Source organism: Oceanispirochaeta sp. M1 (genome assembly GCF_003346715.1).
Taxonomy (GTDB): domain Bacteria; phylum Spirochaetota; class Spirochaetia; order DSM-2461; family DSM-2461; genus Oceanispirochaeta.
The window spans coordinates 1-24,648 of the sequence record NZ_QQPQ01000013.1; the positions used below are offsets into that span (position 1 = coordinate 1).

Below are 24,648 nucleotides of genomic sequence, written 5' to 3' on the forward strand. Positions count from 1 at the left end.
TATCCCTGCAATCTGGTGATTTTAGCATTGAGGTTATACCCGTTCCCATCCCGAACACGGAAGTCAAGCTCAATCGCGCCGATGGTACTGCCAAGGTGGGAGAGTAGGTCGTCGCCAGTTTAATTAAGCCCCAGTCTTCGGACTGGGGCTTTTTTTTGCGCATGAAGTAGGCCGTACCTACTTGGATGTGAGGGGACTGTAGACGCCAGCCTCTGTAACGGATGCTATTTTCAGTTACAGAAGCTGTAATTCTATTGCTTGTACTAGTCTATCCATCCTCTTGGATTCTTAAAGAAATCAGCTTCAAAATTTTCTATCTGCTCATTAAGATTTTTCTGAATCTTTGGTTTTCTGTCGCTTAAATTGTAGTTCTCTTCGGGATCAGTATCCATATTATAAAGCATGGGCCATTTAGCCAGTGTGGGTACTGATTCATTGCTACCCTCGGGTTTGTAATCCGCTCCACCTGCAAGTTTACCAAACAGAGAGTTTTTTTTATCCATGGGTATGGGCCATGATCGGGTATTTGTACTACGGATATATTTCCAATTATCAACACGGACCGCCTCAACTTCGTTGTAATGAAAAAAGTATATTGCCTTGGGATCGGCAGTAGTCGCGCCTTTGAACTCATCACTGAGGTCACGGCCATCAATAATCCGGTCCGAAGGAAGTGTGAGTCCTGTCAACTCCATTAAGGTGGGGAATATATCCAGATTGCTGGAAGGATTTCTGTTAACTGTTCCGGCAGGTACGGTACCAGGCCAACGAACTATCATCGGTACTCTAAATCCGCCTGCAAAGGTTTCTCCCTTTCGTCCTCTTAGTCCACCTGAACTGCCGTCAAACCAGGGACCGTTGTCACTTGTGAAAATCACCAGGGTTTCATCGTCTATTCCCAGGTCCTTTAATTGCTCAAATATCCTACCCGTGTTCCAATCCAATTCCATTATAGTGTCACCATGAGCTCCTGCATCAGAGAGTCCTGCAAACTTTTCTGATGGTATGCATGGTTGATGCGGATCCTTATGAGCGAGGTAGATAAAAAAAGGCTTATCACCTGAGTTATTTATAAATTTTATAGCTTCGTCGGTAAAACGTTCTGTATATTCACCCTGATTAAGGGCAATATCTTCTACTATTTGCTTATCTTCTACCCAAAATGAGGCTGGCCAGTCGTCATTGGAAGCATTGAATCCGACAAATGAGTCGAATCCATGATTATATGGATGATGTTCCATGTCTACTACAAAGTCTCCGAGATGCCATTTTCCGATTGCAGCTGTAGTATAACCTTGAATCTTGAGTGCTTCGGCAATTGTTATTTCCGATTGAGGAAGACCTTTGACTAGATTTTTTGCATTCTTCATATCAACAACACCAAGAACACCCATAGCATAAGCTGCCTCTTTGACAAGTTTTCTTGTGAACGTATCTTTACCAGGTTGAAGAGGGAATGTTAAACCACTTCTTAAGGGGTAGCGACCAGTTAACAATCCAGCTCTTGATGGAGAGCAGAGGGGACTACTGCAATAAAAGTCTGTAAATTGCATACCTTCTTCTGCCATTCGATCCAGATATGGTGTTTGTATTGCCGTACTACCGTAGCTTCCAATATCTCCATACCCCAGATCATCTACCAAAATGATAATTATGTTGGGTAGGGATGGCATCTCATCAGGTGTTATCACCTGTTCGGTTTTAATTTTCGGGTCCATTCCAATTTGGAATAGTTTTTTTGATACCCGCCTGTTTAGCTCATCTTTCCTTGTGCTGAAAGAAATAATTAGAAACAAAATTGCAACAATTGAAAGTGGGACAAAAATACGTAAAACAGATTTAATCTTCAAAAAAATCTCCTTATTCATTTATATGAGCCATTTTACATGCGAATAACGAATATGACAAATAGAATAATCAGGCTATTGTATTAATGAGAATAACCAAGTGGAGAATATATCTACTTCTACAGTGTGTTGCGAAATAAGATATAAAAAAAAATAATCAATTCTTTTTCTTCATATGACAGAGTGTATAATGTATTAAATTAAGGAGCTGTAATATGAGAATTTTAATTATAACTCCTATGCTGAAGGAATATCACTGTGCAAGAGAGGTCTTCTCGGCAGTAGAAACTGATACAGATTCAGTTTATCGATTTGCAAGGATAATAAAAAAGAGATTTCAATTAGATATTCTACAGTGTGGCTTTGAACTTGAAACTGCCTTGACATATTATGATAAGCAATACGGAGTGGCAGATATTATTATTGATAGTGGCAGTTGTGCCTCTCTTTCAAATGAATATGATATTGGAGAAATCATCAGAATCTCAAGAGTCTGCAGGGATGGTAAACGGGATGTATATTTTGATGATCCTGGTGAAAATGATCAAATCAGAACAGCAAGTCTTATAGAGGTCTCCACTGGAATTGAGAATAGACATATGAGAGTGGAATTGGGAAAAAAGGCAGATGTCTGCAGTATGGAGAGTTACAGTTTGTGTCGTTTTGCGGAGCTTCGCATGGTTCGACACTTTAGTTGGAGAGTAATCACTGATAATGCTGATGCAGAGATGAGAACTGATTTTAAAGAAAATCTTCGCATTGGCTGCCGTAAGCTTTATCAGTATATCGATAATATTTTGAATGATTTAAGTCATTGATTTTCAAATGAGAATAGAACATAATGAGGAGGGGAGATTTTAATGGCAGATACAACTTTACAGATGGTCACTTTTCAACTTGGTGTTGAAAACTATGGTATCAATATTATGGATGTTAAAGAGATATACAGCATTCAGGAAGTCCGTGATATACCTAATGCCCCGGCATACGTTGAGGGTATCTTTAATCTCAGGGGCGATATAATACCTATCATTAATCTCCATAAGAGATTCCACCTGCAAAAAGCTGAACTTTCCGAAGATGATGCTCTTCTCAGCGGTTTTATTATCATCAATCTGGATGGTATGCAGCTCGGTATTATAATCGACAAGGTGCTTAGAGTCGTTTCAATTGATAAGGGGAAAATTCAGCCTCCACCTCAGATGATTACCGGTATAGGTACCGAGTATATTCAGGGTGTTATACATCAGGATGATGGATATCTTATTATTCTGGATATCAGGCGTCTTTTTGATCCCGCTGAATTACAGCAGATAAGCCTCGTAAACCGATAATCATGTCTATTCCTGTATTCAGACCCTCCATAAGAAGAAAAGAAATGGACTCAGTTCTCAGCTGTATGGTCTCGGATCATATAGGTCCCGGGATGTATTCAGAGCAGCTGCAGGAACTCCTTAATCAGTATTGCGGAACCAAGTCCGCCTTTTTACTTCGTGAGTATGAACGGGCGGTTGAAATCTGTTTTAAGGCCCTGAATCTTGAAGCTGGAAAAGAAGTTGTACTCTCTCCTCTGGTGCCTGACACATATCTCCATGTTATAAAAAAACTGGATCTGAAGCCTGTTTTTGTGGATGTAAATGTAACAACTGCGGTTCCGGATCTTGATGATTTTCTGGATAAGAGCAATGAGAATACCGCTGCCATTGTCATTATGGGTGTATTTGGTTATCACTGGGATTTTTCAGAGTGGGAGAATCCGGGAGTGGTACTTATTGAGGACATCACTCAGAACTACGGTTCTTCTGTTTCAGATATACCTGCAGGATCCACTGGGGATCTTGTCTTAATGAGAATGGAGCCTCAGGATCTTTTAACTACCGGTGGCGGCTCATCTTTAATGGCCAGGAATAAGGAACTCAGTGATGCAGTAACCTTAGAGATAGAACTTCTGGATGATACGGTCCTGCTTTCAGACATGAATGCGGCTCTTGGTTTCAGCATGATGAAAGAATTTGACAAAAACTTTGAATTACGGGATGAATTACATCAGTTATTCTTATCAGCACTTCGTAAGGGAAAGCATGGAACTCTTGTTAATAACAGTGATGAGAAAATTATCCATGCTTCTTTTCCTGTGCTTGTGAAAGGAAACAGACAGGAAATACAGAAGTATGCACAGAAAAAGAATGTGGAAACAACATTGGCATTCCGTGGCTGCTGTCTGGAAGAGGAACTGGGTGATATGATTGTATGTCCTGTCGCCGAGACCCTTATTCTAAACTGTATCCTCTTTCCTCTGTATCCTTCTTTAGGGAAAACCAACAGTGAGACTATTTCAAGAATCCTGGCTACATTGCCCTGATGGTTTTGAGACTGAATAAGTAAAAGGAACTATATGGCTTCCGTAAAAAGTGTCCTTATAATAACAAATTTATCAAAAAACAGAGCTTCCGGACTGAGGGAGGAGATCATTGCTTATATGAATAAGCATGATATTATAATTTCCGAACACTGTTTTGAAGGCAGTCCCGGTGATTTTTCTGCTGTTAAAGCTGATCTTGCCATCGTTCTGGGCGGGGATGGTACGGTTTTATACAGTGCTCGTCTATGTGCCGGGATGGACATGCCCATTCTTGCTGTGAATCTGGGAACTTTCGGTTTTCTGGCAGAAGTCAATCCGGATGAATGGCTTCTGGCTTTTGATCTGTTTCAAATGGGTAAGATGGGGATCAGTCACAGAATAATGCTCAATACCGCCCTGAAAAGGGATGGAGAAATATTGGGGTATCATTGTTGTCTCAATGACTGTGTCATTACATCTACGGGTATGGCTAAAATTGTTAATCTCAAGGTGAGTATCTCCAACCAGGAAGTCATTGAATACAGGGCTGATGGAATCATCCTGGCTACAGCCACGGGATCAACAGCCTATTCCATGGCTGCCGGTGGGCCTATTATTCATCCGGAGCTATCTGCAGTGATAGTAAACCCCATCAACCCTTTCACATTGTCAAACAGGCCTCTGGTGATTCCTGCTGATGAGGAAGTAACTGTTTTTGTAAACAGACAGCAGCGAACCAGTCTTGTGCTTACTCTTGATGGTCAGGATGTTATTCCTCTGCTGCCGGGAGATGAGGTTATTACAAAGAAACATCACTACAGTGCTGATATCCTGAGTTTTAAAAAAATGAATTTTTATGAAGTAGTTCGAAAGAAACTGGACTGGAAAGGAGGACCTCGTGATTGAAGAGCTTCATATCAGAAACTTTGCACTTATTGACGAGACTACTGTCCAGTTCCAAAAAGGACTTAATATTCTGACAGGTGAAACCGGAGCAGGTAAATCGGTTCTTATAGGTGCCCTGGGTCTTGTTCTGGGCTCCAAAGCTGATAATTCGGCTGTAAGAACAGGCTGTGATGAAGCCGAAGTTACCGCGGTATTCACTGTGGAGAGTCCTGATGTAAAAGAATGGCTTAAAGACCATGATCTGGATGCCTCTGAAGACAGCCTTATTTTAAGAAGGAAGATCAGAACCAGCGGCCGGGGTGGCGTCTATATTCAGTCCAGACCCTTTACGCTTGCAGAGTTGAGTGAACTTGGAAAGCTACTTGTGGATATTCATGGTCAGCATGATCACCAGTCTCTCTTTTATATTGACCAGCACCGCCGTTTTCTGGATAAAAGCGGAAAACTTGAGGATGATAACCGTGCTGTGCAGGCACTCTTCAACAGTCTTAAAGATAAAACTGAAGAAATCGGAGCCCTGAAAGAGGCCCTGAATGATATAGAAAAAGAGACCGAGCTGCTGAACCATTCTATAGAAGAGATAGAAGACGCTGCTCTGAAGGATGGTGAAGAGGATGAAATCCGTAATTCTCTCAGTCGTATGGAGCAGTCGGAACAGCTCTATGGAACCGTAGATTCACTATTGTCTCTGCTTCCCGAAAACAGGGGAGGCTCACTGGCATCTCTCAGAAGAGGGCTGGATCTGCTGGAAAAACTCAGCGATATGGATCCTGGCAGCAGAGAATTGAAAGATCGTTTCTCCAATGCTTTTTATGAACTTGAGGATATTACTGATTCTATTGCATCACTGAATGATGAATTGAGCTTTTCTCCCGGGGAAAAGGAGACTCTTGAAGATCGCCTTGCCATAATAAAAAAGATTTGTCGTAAGTATGGTCCCGGTGTTACTGAAGTACAGAGTCATCTGGAAGAGTGCAGGGTCAAACTGGATCAGCTTGATAACAGTACTGATCGTCTTGGGGAACTCAACAAGGAGCGTGATGCTCTTGAAGAAGAGCTGATAGGTAAAGCCCGTACTCTCTCGGAAGAGAGGAAAAGAGCAGGAAGTGTTCTTGAGAAGTCTGTTGAGCTTGTTATCAAATCTCTGGGTATGCCCTCATCTGTCTTCTCAGTGGGTATCACGCAGAAGACAGGAGAGCAGGGACAGGCTCTCTGCGGTCTGAACGGTCTGGACAGGGTGGAATTCCTGTTTACTGCAAATAAAGGAGAACCTTTGAAGCCTTTGAAAGATGTTGCTTCGGGTGGTGAACTCTCCAGAGTGATGCTTGGTATTAAATCGGCATTAGCCGGTACGGACCAGATTCCTATACTTGTTTTTGATGAAATTGACGCAGGAATAGGCGGAGAGGTCGGTTCCTCCATTGGCAGGCATATGAAGAAACTGGCGGGTTTTCACCAGATATTATGTATAACTCACCTTGCGTCGATAGCGGTTTATGCCGATAATCATATAAAAGTTCAGAAAACTGAACGTGAAAACCGGACTCTGACGGATTTATTCGCCCTGGAGAATGGTCAGAAGGTTTCTGAGATAGCAAGAATGTTGTCTGGTGACAGTGAGGGGAATGCCTCTATCAGCCATGCAGAAGAATTGCTCAGAAGTGCATCAGTTTGAAGGTGTGTTGAATGGCTAAAGTCAGTGAAGAAGCTCGAACCCGTTATTTTGAAAAAATACGAGAATATAAAACAGGAATAGACAATATCCTGGCCCAGGAAAAGAAAATTCAGGCTATTATCAACGCCTCAAGTGATGATGCATCTTTTCAGAAGATACAGCTGGCGGAAGAAAATCTGCTGATGCTGTCTAATTATCTGCTGATGAATCAGCTTTCCCTCGATCTACTTGGAATTAAAAATGAAAATTTCCTCAATGATGCACGTAAGGTCAGCTATAAGATAATTATCTATCTTGAAGATGTTTTTTCAGATTATCTTGATGTAGCTTATTCTGAGTATTCAGACAGGATCGATAAGGTTCAGGACTATCCGGAAGAAAGCCGCTATAAACTTATAAGAAAGCTTGGTTTTTCCATTCAGATGGTTAAAGACGGCTTTGGGGAAAATTCAAAATGGAAGTGGTCAATTATTGAGATGGAAGGGCGTCTGGCTACTCTCTGTAAGAATGTCATTGATCTGAAGAAATTCGTCCCTGGAATGGATCCAAGATCTGAAGGTTTCAGAGAGCGGGTGGAGCATTTTCGTCTTACATGCAGACTCCTGCAGGGTGCTGCTGACAGCTACAGGATGAAATATGAGCTCTCCACAAACAGAATGGATGATTTTAAAGCAGCCATCAATTATCTGTCGGCACTCAAACGTTTTTTTACACTGACTAATCAGAAACGAGAAATTGAAGAGCTCAAGAAGAAAATTGATATTTGGAAGCAGAAAATGGAAAGTGACGCCAAGCAGACTGAAAATGCAGCCCGCATCAAACGCCTTTCTAAATAATCAGTCTTTCAACTCATTCAATGCATTATCCGGGAAGAGTTCAGACATCGTTCTGTTAACCACTTCACCTTTATCCCCCTGAAAAGAGATAGGGAAATCATCCGTTGTAAACTCACTTATAACCTGGCGGCAGGCTCCGCAGGGTGATACAGCATAATCTGCATCAGGACAGGATACAGCCAGAGCCTCAAACTCAGTGATACCCTTTCCAAGAGCAGTTCCCAGGGCATTTCTTTCTGCACATACTGTCAGGCCGAATGATCTGTTCTCTATATTGGTACCGGTAATTACTTCTCCGTTTTTGCAGAGGAGGGCTGCACCGACTCTGAATTTGGAATAGGGAGAGTATGAGAATTCTGCTGCGGCTCTGGCTTTTTCCATCAGTTCTTCCATGTTCATGGGCATATAATCCTTATTGCGTTTTTTAGCGGTCAGTTTGACCAGACTTTATTCATAGTATAATATATTTTTCTAATCAAGCATTCAAAGAAGGCACATGAATAAAACGTTTTTCCTTCCACTGATCATTATCTTTTTTACTCTGTATTATTTTATGTTTCCATGGGAAGGCGGTACAGAAATGGTTTGGACAGCAGCCTATTGTGAACCCTTTGAGGGATTAAATCCTTCAGATACTCCTTTGGATGAAGTAGTTGTTATTAATCAGGGAAAGTATAAGGCTGTGTTGGGATCTGAATCCGGAAATAATTTTCTGTCGGAACCGGATTTCAAAGGTTCTATCTCTTCAACTCATGCTTTCTATAAGGAAGGTGATACTTTGTATCTGAAGGAGTTCGGAGCCTACTCCTATGCCATTGCTATAACTGACAGTTCTCCTCTGGTACTGGGAGAACGCTATTTCTCTGTAGATTACGGCTCAGCCTTTATTGAAGAATTTGATAAGACAGGCAGTATTCTCTGGTCCTGGAAGGGGCTGGCGCCTATTACTTCCCTTGCATGGAACGATGATTTTACTGCAGTAGGTTCTCTTGACGGAACAGTGAGTCTCATAGCAGAAACAGGAGATATTACGGAGTATCCTGTTTATCCTGCTGAAGGGGATCATGTTGTTTATGGGGTGGCAGTTTCTGAAGACTCCAGCCGTATGGCCATTATTTCAGGCCTGAGGAATCAGTATTTGAGAACATATACTCTGGGTGAGAATCCTCAGCTGCTGAGTCAGGTAACACTGGATAGTCAATATAGAAGACCAGTGAAGATGTATTACTCTGATGACGCCGTCTATCTCTGGGTTGAACAGGAAGATGGACTTCTTCAGTATACAGATGACAGTCCTCCTCTGCTGATTCCTGTAGAGGATTCTTTTATAACCATGACTCATGATAAAGAGGGCAGTTTGATCTATGTTTTGAGCCGAAGTAAAGGTTCAGGAGGGGATATCCTGTATACTTTAAAGAGCTTTTCTCCAGAAGGTACAGTTTTATTTGAGAATAAAACCGAGTATTTTCCAGCTTCATTTCAAATCAATGCTGCCGATCTGATATTCAGCATGAATGATAATATTATGATGTTAAACAGACAGGAGATGTGATGAAGCATAAGATTCTGATCACAGTTTTATTCGTTCTCTCCTATGCCGCCTATGCTCTGCAGTGGCCTGTGGACATTGAGTATATGACCAGTTCATTTCTTGAAGAAAGATCTGGGACAGTACAGTCAGGTCTGGTATTTGAAGGCTATGATTCAATGCGGCCCTATGACTATGGAGAGACAATCTTCAGGTATGTCCCCGAAGCCTATGGGGCCCTTCCGGGAGAAGGGGACTCTATGCTGGTTCTGGAGCATGAAAACGGTTTTCAATCCATCTATTCAGGAATAAGTCCTTCCGAGGCAAGGCAGGATCGTAACAGGCTCTCTGCCGGTGAATATCTGAAGGCTCCTTCTGAGGATAATGAATTCTCTACCTGTTATTTCTACATAAGAGATGCTCATCTGAATCAGCTGGTTAATCCTATGATCCTCCTTCCTGTTCCTGATGATTCGGTCATCCCACTTATAAAATCTGTGATTCTTATGGATGGAGATAGATCTTTTGAACTGATGGGCGGAATGAAAGACAGATCTATGCCTGTGGGAAATTATGAGGTATTTGTTAAAGCTGTAGATATGACAAACAGAGCTGTGATACAGATGCCATACAGTTATGCTCTCTATAATCTGGGTTCTCTGCTTCTTGAGCGTGAACTGGATGCACTTGTCCTTAAGGACGCCCAGCGGGTTTTTAAGGACGGTAAAACACTGGACTCTGTTTTTTCTATGCCCTCCTATCTCAGTCTGGGAGAGATCATACTCACTTCAGGTCAGGCACTCCTTGAGATCTCTGTAACGGATATACACGGAAACGAAGGTTCCAGGTCCTTTCAGCTCCAGGTCTTCAGATGAGTTTTAAAACATTTTCCAAAACACCTGATTCTTCAGAAAACAGTACTTTTATAGAATGTCCCTGCTGCGGAGAAGATCAGTTCAGGCCTCATTGGCAGAGCGATCATACCCGGTGGCAGCGCTGCAGCCGCTGTTCTCTTATTCTGCAGAACCCACAGCCTCAAGTTGAGGATATTATTCAGCGCTATGATAATGAATATTTTTCATATGAGAGCCAGAATGAGGCCGGATTTCTTGAGCTTATGCTTCTGGGTCTGAAGGATATTGGATTTTTCAGATGGAACAGTCTTGAAAAAGAGAGAAAGACTTTTCTTGATATCGGCTGTGCTACCGGCCGCCTGGGAGACTATCTGAATAAAAGAGGATGGAAGGCCAGGGGAGTCGAGGTCTGCCGGGAGGCGGCCGCATTCGGCAACCTTCATTATGAGATCGATATCTTTACAGGAACTCTTGATGAGGCTGAATTTGAGGATGAGAGCTTTTATTTTGTTCACAGTTCTCATGTTATCGAGCATATTAACAGACCCGATCAGTTTTTACAGGAGATTCACAGAGTTCTTGAACCCGGGGGGTACTATCTTTGTGCCACACCTAACAGTGATGGATTTCAGGCACGGCTTTTTCAGTCTAAATGGCGGTCTGCAATTGCAGATCATCTCTGCCTTTTTTCTAAAAAAACTCTCCGGCGCCTGGCTGAAGATAACGGTTTTGCCGTTAAGAAAATCAGGACCTGGGGCGGTCTGGGAGCTGGTTATGCACCGGCATTTATCAAGAAACCCGTAGATAAGCTTGTCAAGATATTAGGCTGGGGTGATGTGATGATGATGGTTCTTCAGAAGCTTCCGGATTAAGTAAAATGAATACTGTCAGAGAGATTCAGCAGTGATTTGAGTTCGGATACCGTCTCATCCTCAGCAGATTCAAGAATTGCCAGACCTGTTCTGTTTGCTGCAAAAACTTCATATATTCTTCCGGAAAGGGAGAAGCTGATACCCCTCTGTCTCTTTTCTTTCTGAACTGAAAGTATGATGATAAGTTTTTTAAGAAGTCCTTCTCGGTCCTCTTTAAGCTCTTTCCTTATTTCTCTTTTATTCAGCAGCTCTTCTTCCAGAACCGAACTGAGCCAGTGGTTCAGATCCTCCGGCAGAGATATATTCCATATCCTGTTTCTATTGATCAGATCCAGAAAGCAGTTCCAGGCTTCACTGTTGCCGCTTGCCATCAGAAAAGTTACCTCTCTCAGGGCATAATGGAGAAGAGCCTCAACTGATTTTACCAGATCTTCTGATTCAGGCAGTCTGAGCCTGAGCCATTGATCCATCTGGCTGATAATACCACTGTATTTACGGCTTATGGTCATCTTGCTCTCCAGTTCAAGGAGACACAGCTCTTTCATGAGAGCAAGTTTGTCACTGCTTCTCAGGTTTTCAGCGCTGTATTTCTGTTCCTGTTCTCCCGGATAGAGGGTGATGCCTGAGAATAGACGCTCTTCTCCCTCAATTCTGAAGGGAATAGTCCATTTTTCTGCTGTAAGAGGGTTAGTGATTTCAAGGACATTTTCTGGATTTTTCAGGATTTTTCCCTTTAGAAAACCATCGTCCTGTACAGCCATCCCATAGCTGTTTCTGACTATCATGGATAAAGCAGTTATAAAAAGATCTTTTTTGCGAATTATTTTTTCTCCAGTGTAGAGAACTGCGGCATTTCCCTTCTCCGGGATATTACTCCGGGCCTCTGCCAGATGCTCCAGAAGGGTATTTTCCGGACTTGAGGAGTAAAAGGGTGCATAGAGCTCCATCAGGCGGGCTGCATACATCAGATTCTGCAGGGGTTCCACACCGGATATGTCAGCAAAAAACCAGCCGCAGGATGTGTACATGAGCATCTTATATTTCTGGCCTTCAAGAAGTCTGAAAAAATGATTTCTATCAGCTGTAGATGTTTTTCTTCCTGAATATTTTTTATAAAAGGTATCGGGTTCTTCATTTGAAGTAAGAACATGTATATAATCATTTCTCACAGTCCATGGATCAGTTCTGCTCAAGCGTGCCATACCCTGTTCAAAAATTCTATCAATCGATTCATCCAGACTGTTTAAAGAGGTTCTCAGATGAGCTCTCCAATTCTGGTTCCAGTCTTCCTGTCCTCCTGTGGAGCATCCGCAGTCCTTGTACCATCGTGAGACTCCGTGAGAGCAGCTCCATGAGCTGCCTCGAGCCTCTTCACCTTCTTTCAGGGAAATCTCTCCAGCGGCTTCTGTGTTGCTGCAGAGCCATGAATAATTGACCATCCGGATGTCTTCTGAGTTTTCAACCTTATTAAGGAAGGCGCTAAGCCCCATATTGCCCAAAGTTTCATGATGTCCGTATATTTCACCGTCGGTTGCTACTGACAGGGTTTCTGCATTATTCTCATCCAGCTCACGGCATACTCTGTTGAAAAGGTAGTCAGCGTCCCTCAGTAGATGATTGAATGATATATCAGAAGAGAGTCCGGGGTGATAGAAAAAGACGGTAAGAGGTCCTTCATAGGTGCTCAGAGTCCATGGTTTCTGCCATAGGAGTGATTCGTATTGCGCGGATTCTTCAAGATTGTTGTTCTCAAAACGGATTTTTTCTGCCTGATGGGGAGATAATATCGTATATTTTACCCCTGAACGGACAAGTTCCTCTGCAGTGCTCATGTTAATGGCAGCTTCCGACAGCCATATTCCTTCAGAGTCTCTGCCGAAATGTCTGCGGAAGTTTTCAAGGCCCCAGTAAATCTGTGTTTTTTTATCTTTTTCAGAGGCCAGAGGAAGTATGATGTGGTTGTAGACCTGAGCCAGTGCATTTCCCTGTCCCAGGGCCTCTTCACTGATACGGTCGGCTTCAATTATTTTGCAATAAACATGCTCGGAATGGCTCTTCAGCCAGTCAAGCAGTGTGGGGCCCATATTGAAGGAAATATGGCTGTAGTTGTTGTAGAAGCTCTCTATAAGGCTGTTTTTATCTAAAAGAGGTGAGTAGGCATTTGCCTCATAGGCTTCACGGCATATTTTTTCATTCCAGTTTCCGAATGGTGAGGCTTCCGATTGATCTCCAATTATCCCTGTCCATGGGTTTTCTCTGGGAGGTTGGTAGAAATGTCCATGAAATATCAAATTCCTCATTCTTACATATTGACTGGAAAGACGCTTTCTTGTAAACAGTTTTAACTGGATTTATCCTTGAGATGTGAAAGTTCAGAGGGGTGTTTCTACTTATCATGCCCCTTGACATGATCCTTTCATTTTTCTTACGATAAACAATCATTAAAACGGATTGGTTGTAAATGACTGAAGAGCGTCTTTATTCTTTTTCATACGAACAGCTTCTTGAAATTTCTGATCGCGGTAACATACAGGTTACACCGGGAGTTGATAAATCAACTTTAATCGGTCTCCTGCTTGATGCCTTTGAAGAGGACAGAAACGAAAGAGAAGAGCTGAATAATCTGGCTATACAGATGGAAGCAAGAAAATTCTCCATTTCTCAGGACGAGGAACTTGATCTGGGTCAGGATGACGACCTGGAACTGCCTCTACGCTATAATGAAACTAGCGCCACACTTCTTTTGAGAGATCCCTCATGGGTTTTCTGCTTCTGGGATCTGGAAGACAAGAAAGCCGATGAGATACGGAATACTCCGGGTTTCCAGGGTCTTGTTCTGCGTGTGGTTGAGTTAAACTCGAAACAATACGGAAAAGATAATATTCTGGATTATTTTGATATTCCCATTAAATTCAGCGATTTTCGCCGCTATGTAAATCTTCCCAGTGAAGACACATGGTACTGTGTGGAGATTCGTGCTCTGGTTGAGGAGAAGGATTATCTTATTATCCGCTCCAATATTATTGAGACTACCAGAGAATATGTTACAGCTTCCCACGACAATCGGAATTCCCACAGTGATGAATTGATCCGCCTTTCAGGTTTTACAGCAGAATTCGGTGAAACTCATGGTGTTTCAGGATATCAGGAGATCCCTCAGAGGATTATTCCTATTCATGATCTGCTGGATGAGGAACAACTTAATGATTGAACAGCTTAAGAATAAAAAGGGGATGATTTCCCTGGTACTCCATGCTCACCTGCCTTTTGTAAGGCATCCTGAGCATGAACGCTTTCTTGAGGAAGCCTGGCTGTTTGAAGCCCTGTCGGAGACCTATCTTCCTCTTCTGCGGATGTTTTCCCGTCTTGAAGAAGATGGTATTCCCGCCCGAGTGACAATATCTCTTTCACCTACATTGACTCATATGCTTCAGGATGATCTGCTGCAGCAGCGTTATGTGGATCATCTGGCAATGCTTCTGGAGCTTGCAGAGAAGGAGCTTGATTTTACAGCCTCCAATCCTGAAGAGCATAAGATGGCTCAGATGTATCATGAACTTTATTCTCTGACTCTTCGAGAGTATGAGGACGTTTACGAACGCAATATTCTGAAGAAATTCAAATACTTTCAGGAGCATGGTTATCTTGAGATTATAACAACCTGCGCAACCCACAGTTTTCTGCCCCATTATCAGAATCTTCCGGAAATGATCCGTGCTCAGATACTGACAGGGGTTGAATCCCATGACAGAGTTTTTTCAAGTCAGCCCAAAGGGATCTGGCTTCCCGAGTGCGGTTACTTTCCCGGTGTCGAGGAATATCTGAAACCCTTCGGTATTGAATACTTCATGTCTTCGGCTCATGGTCTTCTCTATTCTGAGGACAGACCGGTTAACGGACTCTATTCACCTGTCAGCTGTCCCAATGGTGTTCATGCCTTTGCAAGGGACAGAGCCTCCTCCAGAGCGGTCTGGTCGGCTACAGACGGTTATCCGGGAGATCCTGTGTATCGAGATTTCTATAGAGACCTCGGTTTTGACAGACCTCTGGATTATATTGGTCCTTATATCAACTGCGGTGTGAACCGTGTAAATACAGGTCTGAAGTATTTTGCTATTACAGATAAAAGCGATAACAAGCTGATCTATAATCCTGCAGCCGCCGCCGCCAAGGCGAAAGAGCATGCAGCTCTGTTTCTTGATAACAGAATCAAGCAGTGTGAGACTCTGGGACAGTATATGGACCGGACTCCGATTATTCCCTGTCCCTATGATGCTGAACTTTTCGGCCACTGGTGGTTTGAAGGGCCTCTTTTTCTTGAGGCTCTGATTCGCAAGGTTCATGAGAAGTCTGATGAAATAGCTCTGGTGACTCCCTCAGACTATCTGAAGGTATATCCTCAGAATCAGGTGACAAAACCTGCTTTCTCAAGCTGGGGAGATAAGGGGTACGGCCAGGTATGGCTGGATGGTGCCAATGACTGGATCTATAGACATACTCATAAGCTGATCGAAAGAATGCAGGAGCTGGTTGAGCGTTTTCCCGATGAAAAGGGACTTAAGGAAAGAACTCTGAATCAGGCAGCCCGTGAGGTTCTCCTGTCTCAGGCTTCAGACTGGCCTTTTATCATGAAGGCAGGTACCACAGTACCCTATGCCAGAAAACGAATTAAGACTCATATTCATAATTTCAATTATATTTATGATTCCCTGTCCCGTAATACAATTAAGACAGAATGGCTTACCAAACTGGAGAAAAAAGATAATATTTTTCCATTCCTGGATTACAGGGTCTTCCGTAAGGATTATTGATAAAGCCGTCCTGAGAGGGATCTGGCTGCAGATTTATTAATGTTCTGTAACCCATGTTTTAAAAAGAATCTACCGATTACTAAACTTGAAGCGTAAATCAGCGTTTTTTACCCCGAATATTGTTTCGGGGTCTTTTTTTGTATATTGACTAAACATACGTGTAGTATTTTTCTGTCTATTTGATAATTAGGGAATTCACTTTCTTAATCTCTGTTGACAATCCAAATTTACGTGCCTATTATGGGATTATGTGGAAAAAAGTGGAGATAAGTAGGAATTAGTGGAAATCAAGGGAATTCGAGGACAGTATAGCAGTACTCTTGATGAGAAAGGAAGAATGATGCTTCCTGCTAAACTGCGTTCACAGGTTCCTCTTGAGTCATTGGTTCTTACGAAGAGCGTTGACAGATGCCTGTGGTTATTCCCTGTAGAACACTGGGATCGTCTGGTAGCAGGTTTGAGAGAGAAGAAATCACTGTTTAGTGATCAGTATCAGATGATCTACAGAAGACTGATTGCTCCTGCTGAAGAAATTTCCATAGATAAGAACGGTAGGATTAATCTCCTCCCTTCATTGATGAAGTCTGTTGATCTGACAAGAGACTGTTCTCTGATAGGTATGGATGATCATATAGAGATCTGGGATGAGCGGGTATACGAAGAGTATGAAGAAGCCTGTGCTCAGTCAGTAAAGGAAGGATGGGGTAACCTGTCCGGTATGGGGGACCTGGGATTATAATGGCAAAAAAAGAATTTGTACATTTTTCAATAATGAAAGACGAAGTCTGTTCGTTTCTCGCACCCAGTGAGTCGGGCCAGCTTTTTGTGGACTGCACAATGGGTGAGGGTGGTCACTCTTTTGAGTTTCTGAGCCGTTTTCCTGATATCCGCCTGATAGGACTGGATGCAGATCCTGTAATACAGCAGAAAGCCAAAAAACGCCTGGCCTCCTTCGGGGATCGGGTTCAGTTTATTAATACATATTTTGATGAATACTTTGAAGATCAGATCGGTCTTGATAAGCCTGACAGAATTCTCCTGGATCTTGGTATCTCCATGTTTCATTACGAGGAGAGTGGTAGAGGATTCACATTCGCCAAGGATGAACCTCTTGATATGAGACTCAATACGGATAATCCTCTCTCTGCAGAGGTTCTGGTTAATGAATATGATGAGAAGGAACTGGCTGATCTTATTTATAAATACGGAGAAGAGCGCTATTCCAGAAGAATCGCTCAGGCCATAGTTCGTGAAAGAGCCGTAGAGCCTATTAAATCAGCTTCTCAGCTGGCAAATATAGTTGCTCACTCGGTTCCTGCAGCCTATAGGCATGGACGCATACACGCCGCCACCAGAACCTTTCAGGCTATCCGCATTGTCGTGAATAATGAACTGGGACGTCTTCACTCTGTTCTCAGGGGTGCGGTAAAGTCTCTTAAACCCGGCGGCGTGATTGCCGTTATTACTTTTCACTCTCTGGAAGACCGGATAGTGAAACACTTTTTCAGAGATTTAAACCGGGACTGTATCTGTCCTTCCGAACAGCCCCGCTGCAGCTGCGGCGGAGCCAGAGTGGTTGATATGGTCACCCGTAAGCCCGTAGTGCCTACAGCAGAAGAAATCTCTATAAATCCTGCCTCCCGCAGCTCCAAGCTGAGGGTGGCCCGCAGAATTTCGGATTTCTGGAGAGAATCTGATGTATAGGAAAGTACTGCACTTCAGTCTGCTGGTCCTTTTTCCGGCACTCCTCTGTCTGAATGTATGGCAGAGTTTTCGGTATCAGCAGCTGGAGGCGGACCTTGTGAGTCTGCAGAAACAGCAGCTGGACCTTGTAGAGAAGAATAAACGTGCTCTTGCGGCTGTTGCCGTCTTCAGTTCCCCCTTGAGAGTGGGGCTTCTGGCAGAAGAGAGCGATGATCTTGTGAAAGCGGCTGCGTCAGATATAATTCTGCTGCAGAAGGAGGGCCAGTGACCTCACCTTTCGGTGTCACAAAACTGCTTAAGCTTTCCGAGGGCTTTTTCCTGGGAGACAGAAATAAGTGGCGGGAACCACATTATATCTGCATAGACTCAAGAGATGCTCGTCCTGATACTCTATTTGTTCCACTGAAAGGGGAACGGACTGACGGTCATCTTCATATCAAATCTGCAATAGAGGGCGGCAGTACTGCTGTTCTGGTTGAAAAGGTCTGGGCTGAAAATCATACAGCAACACTCCAGGACTGGGCTTCTGCTTATGATGTTCTGTTTTTTCCTGTAGATGATACTCTGAAGCATATGCAGATCCTGGCCTCCCGACATAGGCAGCTTTTTAAGGATCTGAAGGTTGTAGGAGTCACCGGTAGTAATGGGAAAACTACTACAAAGGAGATGATCGCCTCTATTCTTGAGACAATGGGAAGCACCTATAAGAATCCGGGAAATCTGAATTCCGAAATTGGACTTCCTCTTACGGTGCTCAGAATGAACAAGCAGTACGAATATGCCGTTTTAGAGATGGGGATCAATCATATAGGTGAAATGGATATTCTTGTTGATATCGCCCGTCCCGATACGGCTGTTATAACAAATGTGGGAACAGCACATATAGGGTATCTGGGAAGTCAGAGACGCATTGCCGAAGAAAAGAGAAAGATTTTTTCTCTTCAGGATTCCTCCGGGAAGGCTTTTATTTATGAAAATGAGAGCTTTGCTGATGTTTTATTTGAAAATGCTCAGGGTGAAACACTCCGTTTTGGAGTAAAGTCCATACCTGAGCTGCTTGAAGTTATTGATCTGGGCCTGGAAGGGCAGAAACTGGTATTCACCGACTGTACCGTCACTCTCGCTCTTCCCGGGATCCATAATCTAAATAATGCACTGGCTGCAACAGCTGTGTGCAGAAGTCTGGGGGCAGACTGGAATCATATTCGAATAGGTCTGGGGAAACTCTCGGCAGTATTCGGACGCAGCGAAATTCTGAAAGGGAAAGTTGACATTATTCAGGACTGTTATAATGCCAATCCTGATTCTGTCATGGCTGCGGTAAGAATGCTTGTGGATCTCCCAAGCGGCGGAAGACGTCTTCTGGTGCTGGGCGATATGCTTGAACTCGGTGAAGAGAGTCATACTTCACACAGTAATCTCGGCAGAGCGTTAACCGACAGCTCTGTGGACGAGGTGTTTTTCTTCGGCCCCGAAATGAAGGCCGCAGCCCGGGAGTATGGACTGAGTGGAAAGAATGCGTTTTGTACCGACGACTATCGCATTCTGGAACAGCAAGTACTGGGTACTGTGGAGCCTGGAGATCTTCTTCTCCTGAAAGGGTCCCGGGGAATGGAACTGGAAAGATTGACCGCTCCTCTTTTAAAGGGCATGTCAAGTGAGTCTGTTTTGAAGTCCTGACTTTAAAGCGTCTTATAAATTGAAATAGGCTTCCTGCGGTGCAGGGGGTCGTTAATGTTCGGGAGGGGACATGTTTGAAGCGATATTTTATCCGCTTGTTAAGTATTTTTCTTTTTTCAATATATTCAAGTATATAAGCTTTCGCTCGGCTTATGCCGCAGTGACAGCACTCCTCATTTCATTTATGTTCGGTCCGAGAGTAATCCGGATGCTTACTCAGTTGAAATTAGGACAGGAAGTAAGAAATGACGGACCTGAGACTCATCTTTCCAAGGCGGGAACACCCACCATGGGTGGAGTCCTTATTGTTCTCTCTGTTACATTCTCTGTCATTATGTGGCAGGACTTGAGTGAATTTTACACCTGGGTAACATTAATTGCTCTTATTGGTTTCGGAATTCTCGGTTTTCTCGATGATTACCTTAAAATCTCAAGAAAAAGTTCTGAAGGGCTGCGCTCAGGTCTTAAACTCTGGGGTCAGCTGATTGTTTCCACGATTATCATGGTTATCCTCTATATTTATAAGAATGACCACACAACTCTGCTGTACCTTCCTTTCTTCAAGAATCCTGTACTTGATATGGGAATGCTCTATATTCCTTTCGGTGTTTTTATGCTGGTGGGTTTTTCCAATGCAGTGAATCTTACCGACGGTCTTGACGGCCTGGCTACAGGGCTTATGATTATTGCTTTAATTGCTTTTACTGTAATAGCTTATCTTTCAGGTCATGCCGTGTTCTCAGACTATCTGCAGATCCCTTTTTTAAAGGGTTCCGGTGAACTGACAGTTGTCACGTTTGCCATGCTGGGGGCCTGTATAGGTTTTTTGTGGTTCAACTGCCACCCCTCTGAACTCATGATGGGTGATACGGGCAGCCTCTCAATGGGCGGCTTTATAGCCACCTTGGCACTGATCCTTAAAAAAGAAATTCTACTTGTCATCATCGGCGGTGTTTTTGTAATTGAAACAGTCTCTGTGATGATCCAGGTTTATTCGTTCAAAAAAACAGGGAAGAGGGTCTTTAAGATGGCCCCTCTTCATCACCATTTCGAGCTATCCGGATGGGCGGAAAGCAAGGTTGTGACACGGTTCTGGATTCTGGGCGGCATGTTTGCCATCCTGGGACTGTCTACACTGAAGATTCAGTAGGAAAGGGGATATAAAGGGAAATGAGACGGTTCGAAGCTGACCGTATGGTTAACAGAATGAGTGACTCAGGCCTGCTGGCTATTATGGTTCTTCTTACGGGAACCGGTGTGAGCGCTCTCTTCTCAGCTTCTTATCACTTCGGCAGTGTAGCTGCAGGAAATCCATTTTTCTTTTTCAACCGTCAGATTATATGGATCATTATCGGTACCTTTTTCAGTTTAATTCTGAGCCGTGTACCACTGGATCTGATCCGTAAGCTGACAATACCCTTTGTTATTTTTACTTTAGTATTGAATGCTCTTACCTATGTCCCGGGAATCGGCAGTACCGCAGGCGGTGCTCAGCGATGGATAGAAATCGCCGGTAACTCTTTTCAACCAAGTGAATTAGTTCGTGTTGCTCTTGTTTTGTATGTCGCTCATATTCTTGAAAAAAAGAAAGACTGTATGGATGATTTTGTCAATTCCATCCTCCCTGTTCTGATTATGTCTGTTCTGATGGCCTGTATTGTTTATTTTCAGAATGATTTCTCTTCGGCAATATATGTATTCCTCCTGGCTATTATCATGCTGTTTCTGGCCGGTATCAGCTGGACATACATCACTATCGGTTCTTTGACTATTGTGGTTCTGGCTGTACCCATGATTCTTGCAAAACCCTATCGTCTGGAACGTATCAGTTCATGGCTCAGTCCTATGGCGGATCCTTCGGGTGCCGGCTACCAGCTTCTCAAGTCAAAGATGGCTCTTCAGAACGGCAGTTTTCTGGGGCGTGGACTGGGACAGGGACAGATTAAGCTGGGAGGTCTGCCTGCAGCCCATTCAGATTTCGTATTTGCCGTTGTAGGTGAAGAAACAGGCTTTGTGGGTGTTGTATTTATTTTGCTTCTGTTCCTGGTTTTTGCGTTGAAAGGTTATTCTGTTGCTCTTAACAGCTCCAGCTGTTATGTCAGACTTGCTGCCTTCGGACTGACCTCATCGGTTTATTTTCAGGTTCTTATCAATGTAGCTGTAGTCTGCGGAGCTCTTCCTGCGACCGGAATCCCTCTGCCCCTCTTTTCGGCGGGCGGAACTTCAACTCTGGTAACACTGGGAATCTTCGGACTTCTGATAAATTTTTCCAGATTCAAGGCAAAAGACAGGGAGGTCCTCTGTGGTGCCTGAAGTAGGTGTAACTCCTTTGTTTACAAAAATAAGAAAACTCCTGTTTATCTCTATTGCAGTGCTTGCAGTCCTCCTTGTATTTCAGCTGCTTACCCGGTTTATTGTTCTTCCCAGAATGGAAATTGCACAGATCCTTCTGGAAAGTACACTTAATCTCAGTGATGCAGAGCTTCTGGCTCTGGGTGGAATAACAGGTTCAGAAAATTATATTTCTCTGAATCCTAAAGAGATAGAAGCCCGTTATGAGAGTTCACCCCTGATCAGGAAAGCTTTTGTGGAAAAACAGTTCCCTTCCACTTTAAAACTTGTCCTTTACGGAAGATCAGCACTGGGGCTTATGATGGTTGAGAGGAATGGAGTTGATAATCCTCTGGTTTTTGATGAGTATGGTGTTCTTTATCATTCAGCGGATACTTCTCCCTACAGGAATCTTCCTGTTCTTTCGGGTTTAGAGCTGGATAAAGAGAGCCTTTCAGTTCTGCCGGAAGCACTGAATCCGTTTTTGAGTGATTTAAAGACCCTTCAAATAGATTCTCCCAAGCTTTTCGGTCAGATTTCAGAGATTGAAATCAAGAGAATAGAGGGTGCTCTCTATGAGGTTCATCTATATACAAGTGCCTATAGACTGCCTGTTGTCCTTTCATCAGGACTTACAGACGGTATTATGAAAAAGATACTTCTGGTTCTGGACTCTTTGAATGAAGCAGACCGCATAAAGGATTTTGAATATGCAGATTTCAGAGCCGATCAGGTAGTTCTGAAAACAAGGGAGGGCAATTAGTTTTGCCGGAAAGAGATATAGTCGTTGGACTGGACATCGGAACAAGCCGCGTATCAGCTCTTATCGCTGAATACAATGAAGAGGGAGAACTCTGCTTTGCAGGAGCCGGTTCTGTTGCTTCTCAGGGACTGAGAAAAGGTGTTGTCGTAAATATCGAAGCAGCTCAGCAGGCCATTGCTAAAGCCATTGAAGCTGCCGAGCAGGAAGCAGGACGTACGGTGCACGATGTGTATACAGCAGTCACAAGCGGTAATGTAGAAGGCCTTAACTCTCGTGGTGTTGTTGCTGTCAGCGGGAAGGGGCGTGAAGTAACCCAGCAGGATATCCGCCGTGTTATTGAAGCAGCTCAGGCCATTGCTGTCCCCATGGATCGTGAAATCCTTCATGTGGTAGCTCAACATTATATGGTGGATGACAAAGTGGGAATCAGAAATCCCATAGATATGATCGGAGTCCGTCTGGAAGCTGATGTTCACATTGTGACCGGCAGTATCGCCGCTACACAGAATGTAATAAAATGTGCTAACAGAAGTGGTTATAAGGTGAATGAAATATCACTGGAATCCCTTGTGGGGTCTCAGGCTGTTTTATCGGAGGATGAGAAGGAACTGGGTGTCCTGTATCTGGATATAGGCGGTGGAACAAGTGATGCCATTGTATATCTTGAAGGTACTCCCCATTTTTCCGGTTCACTTCCAGTTGCCGGAGAGCAGGTGACTACAGATCTGTCCATTGTACTTGAACAGTCCATGGAACAGGCCGAAATGATCAAGCTCTCTCAGGCAAAGTGCTGGGAACCTCTGGTGGACAGTTCTCAGGAAGTTCTGCTTCCCGGGATAGGCGGACGTCCTCCCCGGAGTATTCCCGAGTTGGATGTGTGCCGTATCACTCAGTCCAGAATGGCAGAAATTTTACTTCTTATTCGCAAACAGCTGCAGCAGAAGGGATATATGAATCGGCTGGGCGGTGGAATAGTACTGGCAGGGGGGGGTGCTCTTTTACCTGGTGTCGGTGAACTGGCATCTGATATATTCCAGAGACCCGTACGCATCGCTCTTCCTTCGGGAATGAAGAATCTGCCAAATGATTACCGTGGACCGGAATGGACCACCGTAATAGGCCTGGTGATGGCAGCTCATGAGGCTGATGAAAGTATGGAGACTGAAATTCCCGTAGGCGGGCAGGCATGGACCAGACTGAAGGAATGGTTTTCGAACTTTATATAAATACTTACAGACCCCGGGGTCTGTGATTAAACTGACGGGCCGTTGGTCTGATCAAATATGACTGAATGGACATCTATCCTTGGGAGGGGATTCATGGAACTTGAAATTATGGAAGAAACTTTAGGTAACAAGACAGTTATCAAAGTAATAGGTGCAGGCGGCGGCGGCAGCAATGCTGTGAATAGAATGATCTCTTGTGGAGTGAAGGGTGTTGAGTTTATTGCAACCAATACCGATCTGCAGGCTCTGGACAAATCACTGGCTCCGATTAAACTTCCTCTGGGCACAAAGCTCACAGGTGGACTCGGAGCAGGCGGAAATCCTGAGATTGGAGCTCAGGCTGCCGAAGAAGATAAGGAAACCCTGAAGAATGTGCTCAAAGGGGCAGATATGATCTTTATTACTGTCGGAATGGGTGGGGGGACAGGTACAGGATCGGCTCCTGTAATTGCCAGACTGGCAAGAGAACTTGGAGCTTTGACTGTTGCTGTTGTAACAAAGCCCTTCGGTTTTGAGCAGAGACGGAAGATGGTTCTTGCAGAAGAAGGAATTGATAAGTTGTATAAGGAAGTAGATACTCTTATCACCATCCCCAACGAAAACCTTATGAAAATAGTTGAGAAGAATACTCCCATACGGGAAGCCTTCCTTATGGCAGATGATGTCCTGCGAATGGGTGTCCAGGGTATTTCAGATCTGATTACCCAGCATGGTGATATAAATATCGACTTTGCCGATGTGAAAGCCGTAATGCACGGACAGGGTGAGGCCCTCATGGGGATCGGTTCAGGCCGTGGTGATAACAGAGCCATTGATGCCGCAACCAGTGCTATCAATAATCCTCTTCTGGAAGATGCCAGCATAGACGGAGCCAGAGGACTTCTGGTCAACGTAGCCGGTGGTAACAGCCTTGCCCTCTCGGAGTATAAAGAGGTTATGGATATCATTGCCGAAAATATCGACCCTGAGGCTACTGTGATTCCCGGTACAACCATTGATGAAACAATGGATGACGAAATTAAGGTTACCGTAATTGCTACAGGATTCAGAAGCCGAAGAGAAGAGGCCAATCTTCCTAAGGAAGAAGAGGTTATCCCCGAAGTACCCGGAAATAACGATGAAATCCTTCCCTATGACAAATGGAAGAGCTTTTATGATGATAAACCCGGTGAATCCCATAGCAGTCCTTTTCAGAGTCTTGTAGGAGCAGGGCCCAGTGAATCGGATCTATACGTACCTACATACCTTAGAAACAGGAAGGCTGGGAGCTGAAG

23 protein-coding genes and 1 rRNA gene are annotated in these 24,648 nt (G+C 43.8%); 21 read left to right on the forward strand and 3 right to left on the reverse strand.

Going from position 1 to position 24,648, the window contains the following annotated elements; translation table 11 throughout:
- The first annotated feature begins 11 nt into the window (after positions 1-11).
- Positions 12-120: ribosomal RNA gene (gene rrf, locus DV872_RS10765) — 5S ribosomal RNA — on the forward strand.
- A 143-nt stretch (positions 121-263) separates the two neighbouring features.
- On the opposite strand, the gene DV872_RS10770 is transcribed toward rrf, so the two are convergent.
- Positions 264-1,850, reverse strand: coding sequence for a sulfatase (locus DV872_RS10770; RefSeq protein WP_158546920.1), 1,587 nt, complete (start codon positions 1,848-1,850; stop codon positions 264-266).
- A gap of 212 nt (positions 1,851-2,062) precedes the next feature.
- Here DV872_RS10770 and DV872_RS10775 point away from each other — a divergent pair, with 212 nt between their 5' ends.
- From DV872_RS10775 to DV872_RS10800, 6 genes are all read left to right on the forward strand, one after another.
- A complete protein-coding gene (locus DV872_RS10775) occupies positions 2,063-2,665 on the forward strand; it encodes a hypothetical protein (protein ID WP_114629939.1) in 603 nt (200 codons plus the stop codon).
- A 42-nt stretch (positions 2,666-2,707) separates the two neighbouring features.
- On the forward strand, positions 2,708-3,181 hold the full coding sequence (locus tag DV872_RS10780) for a chemotaxis protein CheW (RefSeq protein ID WP_114629940.1): 474 nt from the start codon (positions 2,708-2,710) through the stop codon (positions 3,179-3,181).
- A gap of 2 nt (positions 3,182-3,183) precedes the next feature.
- Entirely contained in the window at positions 3,184-4,209 is a 1,026-nt protein-coding gene (locus tag DV872_RS10785) for a DegT/DnrJ/EryC1/StrS family aminotransferase (protein ID WP_114629941.1), read from the forward strand.
- Positions 4,210-4,326: 117 nt separating this feature from the next.
- A complete protein-coding gene (locus DV872_RS10790; protein WP_158546921.1) occupies positions 4,327-5,094 on the forward strand; it encodes an NAD(+)/NADH kinase in 768 nt (255 codons plus the stop codon).
- Entirely contained in the window at positions 5,087-6,769 is a 1,683-nt protein-coding gene (recN, locus tag DV872_RS10795) for a DNA repair protein RecN (protein WP_114629943.1), read from the forward strand. The genes DV872_RS10790 and recN overlap by 8 nt, the downstream gene beginning before the upstream one ends.
- A gap of 11 nt (positions 6,770-6,780) precedes the next feature.
- Positions 6,781-7,605: a hypothetical protein gene (locus tag DV872_RS10800; protein ID WP_114629944.1), complete on the forward strand. Its 825-nt coding sequence runs from the start codon at positions 6,781-6,783 to the stop codon at positions 7,603-7,605.
- Here DV872_RS10800 and cdd read toward each other — a convergent pair whose 3' ends face one another.
- Positions 7,606-8,004, reverse strand: a complete 399-nt coding sequence (gene cdd / locus DV872_RS10805) for a cytidine deaminase (RefSeq protein WP_114629945.1) — start codon at positions 8,002-8,004, stop codon at positions 7,606-7,608.
- A gap of 97 nt (positions 8,005-8,101) precedes the next feature.
- On the opposite strand from cdd, the gene DV872_RS10810 reads away from it, so the two are divergent.
- Genes DV872_RS10810 through DV872_RS10820 form a run of 3 tightly spaced genes read left to right on the forward strand, consistent with a single transcriptional unit; the run spans position 8,102 to position 10,859 of the window.
- A complete protein-coding gene (locus tag DV872_RS10810; RefSeq protein ID WP_114629946.1) occupies positions 8,102-9,157 on the forward strand; it encodes a hypothetical protein in 1,056 nt (351 codons plus the stop codon).
- Positions 9,157-10,008 carry a hypothetical protein gene (locus DV872_RS10815; protein WP_114629947.1) on the forward strand — a complete coding sequence of 284 codons (852 nt, stop codon included), beginning with the start codon at positions 9,157-9,159 and terminating at the stop codon, positions 10,006-10,008. The genes DV872_RS10810 and DV872_RS10815 overlap by 1 nt, the downstream gene beginning before the upstream one ends.
- Positions 10,005-10,859, forward strand: a complete 855-nt coding sequence (locus DV872_RS10820) for a bifunctional 2-polyprenyl-6-hydroxyphenol methylase/3-demethylubiquinol 3-O-methyltransferase UbiG (RefSeq protein ID WP_114629948.1) — start codon at positions 10,005-10,007, stop codon at positions 10,857-10,859. Before DV872_RS10815 ends, DV872_RS10820 begins: the two co-directional genes overlap by 4 nt.
- On the opposite strand, the gene DV872_RS10825 is transcribed toward DV872_RS10820, so the two are convergent.
- Positions 10,856-13,159, reverse strand: coding sequence for a DUF3536 domain-containing protein (locus DV872_RS10825; RefSeq protein ID WP_114629949.1), 2,304 nt, complete (start codon positions 13,157-13,159; stop codon positions 10,856-10,858). The genes DV872_RS10820 and DV872_RS10825 overlap by 4 nt on opposite strands.
- Positions 13,160-13,320: 161 nt before the next feature.
- Between DV872_RS10825 and DV872_RS10830 the strand changes: the two genes are divergently transcribed.
- The 11 genes from DV872_RS10830 (at position 13,321) to ftsZ (ending at position 24,646) form a co-directional block, all read left to right on the forward strand.
- Positions 13,321-14,070, forward strand: a complete 750-nt coding sequence (locus DV872_RS10830; RefSeq protein ID WP_114629950.1) for a DUF4912 domain-containing protein — start codon at positions 13,321-13,323, stop codon at positions 14,068-14,070.
- The gene (locus DV872_RS10835; RefSeq protein WP_114629951.1) at positions 14,063-15,670 is read left to right on the forward strand and encodes a glycoside hydrolase family 57 protein; all 1,608 of its coding nucleotides are present in this window, start codon (positions 14,063-14,065) and stop codon (positions 15,668-15,670) included. The genes DV872_RS10830 and DV872_RS10835 overlap by 8 nt, the downstream gene beginning before the upstream one ends.
- A 280-nt stretch (positions 15,671-15,950) precedes the next feature.
- Entirely contained in the window at positions 15,951-16,409 is a 459-nt protein-coding gene (locus DV872_RS10840) for a division/cell wall cluster transcriptional repressor MraZ (RefSeq protein ID WP_114629952.1), read from the forward strand.
- Positions 16,409-17,374, forward strand: coding sequence for a 16S rRNA (cytosine(1402)-N(4))-methyltransferase RsmH (gene rsmH, locus DV872_RS10845; protein ID WP_114629953.1), 966 nt, complete (start codon positions 16,409-16,411; stop codon positions 17,372-17,374). Before DV872_RS10840 ends, rsmH begins: the two co-directional genes overlap by 1 nt.
- Positions 17,367-17,642, forward strand: a complete 276-nt coding sequence (locus DV872_RS10850; RefSeq protein WP_114629954.1) for a hypothetical protein — start codon at positions 17,367-17,369, stop codon at positions 17,640-17,642. The genes rsmH and DV872_RS10850 overlap by 8 nt, the downstream gene beginning before the upstream one ends.
- Positions 17,639-19,054, forward strand: a complete 1,416-nt coding sequence (murF, locus tag DV872_RS10855) for a UDP-N-acetylmuramoyl-tripeptide--D-alanyl-D-alanine ligase (protein ID WP_114629955.1) — start codon at positions 17,639-17,641, stop codon at positions 19,052-19,054. Before DV872_RS10850 ends, murF begins: the two co-directional genes overlap by 4 nt.
- 70 nt (positions 19,055-19,124) lie before the next feature.
- The gene (gene mraY / locus DV872_RS10860; RefSeq protein WP_114629956.1) at positions 19,125-20,204 is read left to right on the forward strand and encodes a phospho-N-acetylmuramoyl-pentapeptide-transferase; all 1,080 of its coding nucleotides are present in this window, start codon (positions 19,125-19,127) and stop codon (positions 20,202-20,204) included.
- Positions 20,205-20,224: 20 nt separating this feature from the next.
- Positions 20,225-21,367 carry a putative lipid II flippase FtsW gene (ftsW, locus tag DV872_RS10865; protein WP_114629957.1) on the forward strand — a complete coding sequence of 381 codons (1,143 nt, stop codon included), beginning with the start codon at positions 20,225-20,227 and terminating at the stop codon, positions 21,365-21,367.
- On the forward strand, positions 21,357-22,148 hold the full coding sequence (locus DV872_RS10870) for a cell division protein FtsQ/DivIB (protein ID WP_114629958.1): 792 nt from the start codon (positions 21,357-21,359) through the stop codon (positions 22,146-22,148). The genes ftsW and DV872_RS10870 overlap by 11 nt, the downstream gene beginning before the upstream one ends.
- A gap of 2 nt (positions 22,149-22,150) precedes the next feature.
- On the forward strand, positions 22,151-23,374 hold the full coding sequence (gene ftsA, locus DV872_RS10875; protein WP_158546922.1) for a cell division protein FtsA: 1,224 nt from the start codon (positions 22,151-22,153) through the stop codon (positions 23,372-23,374).
- Between the two features lie 93 nt (positions 23,375-23,467).
- Positions 23,468-24,646, forward strand: coding sequence for a cell division protein FtsZ (gene ftsZ / locus DV872_RS10880; protein WP_114629960.1), 1,179 nt, complete (start codon positions 23,468-23,470; stop codon positions 24,644-24,646).
- The last annotated feature ends 2 nt before the right edge of the window (positions 24,647-24,648 follow it).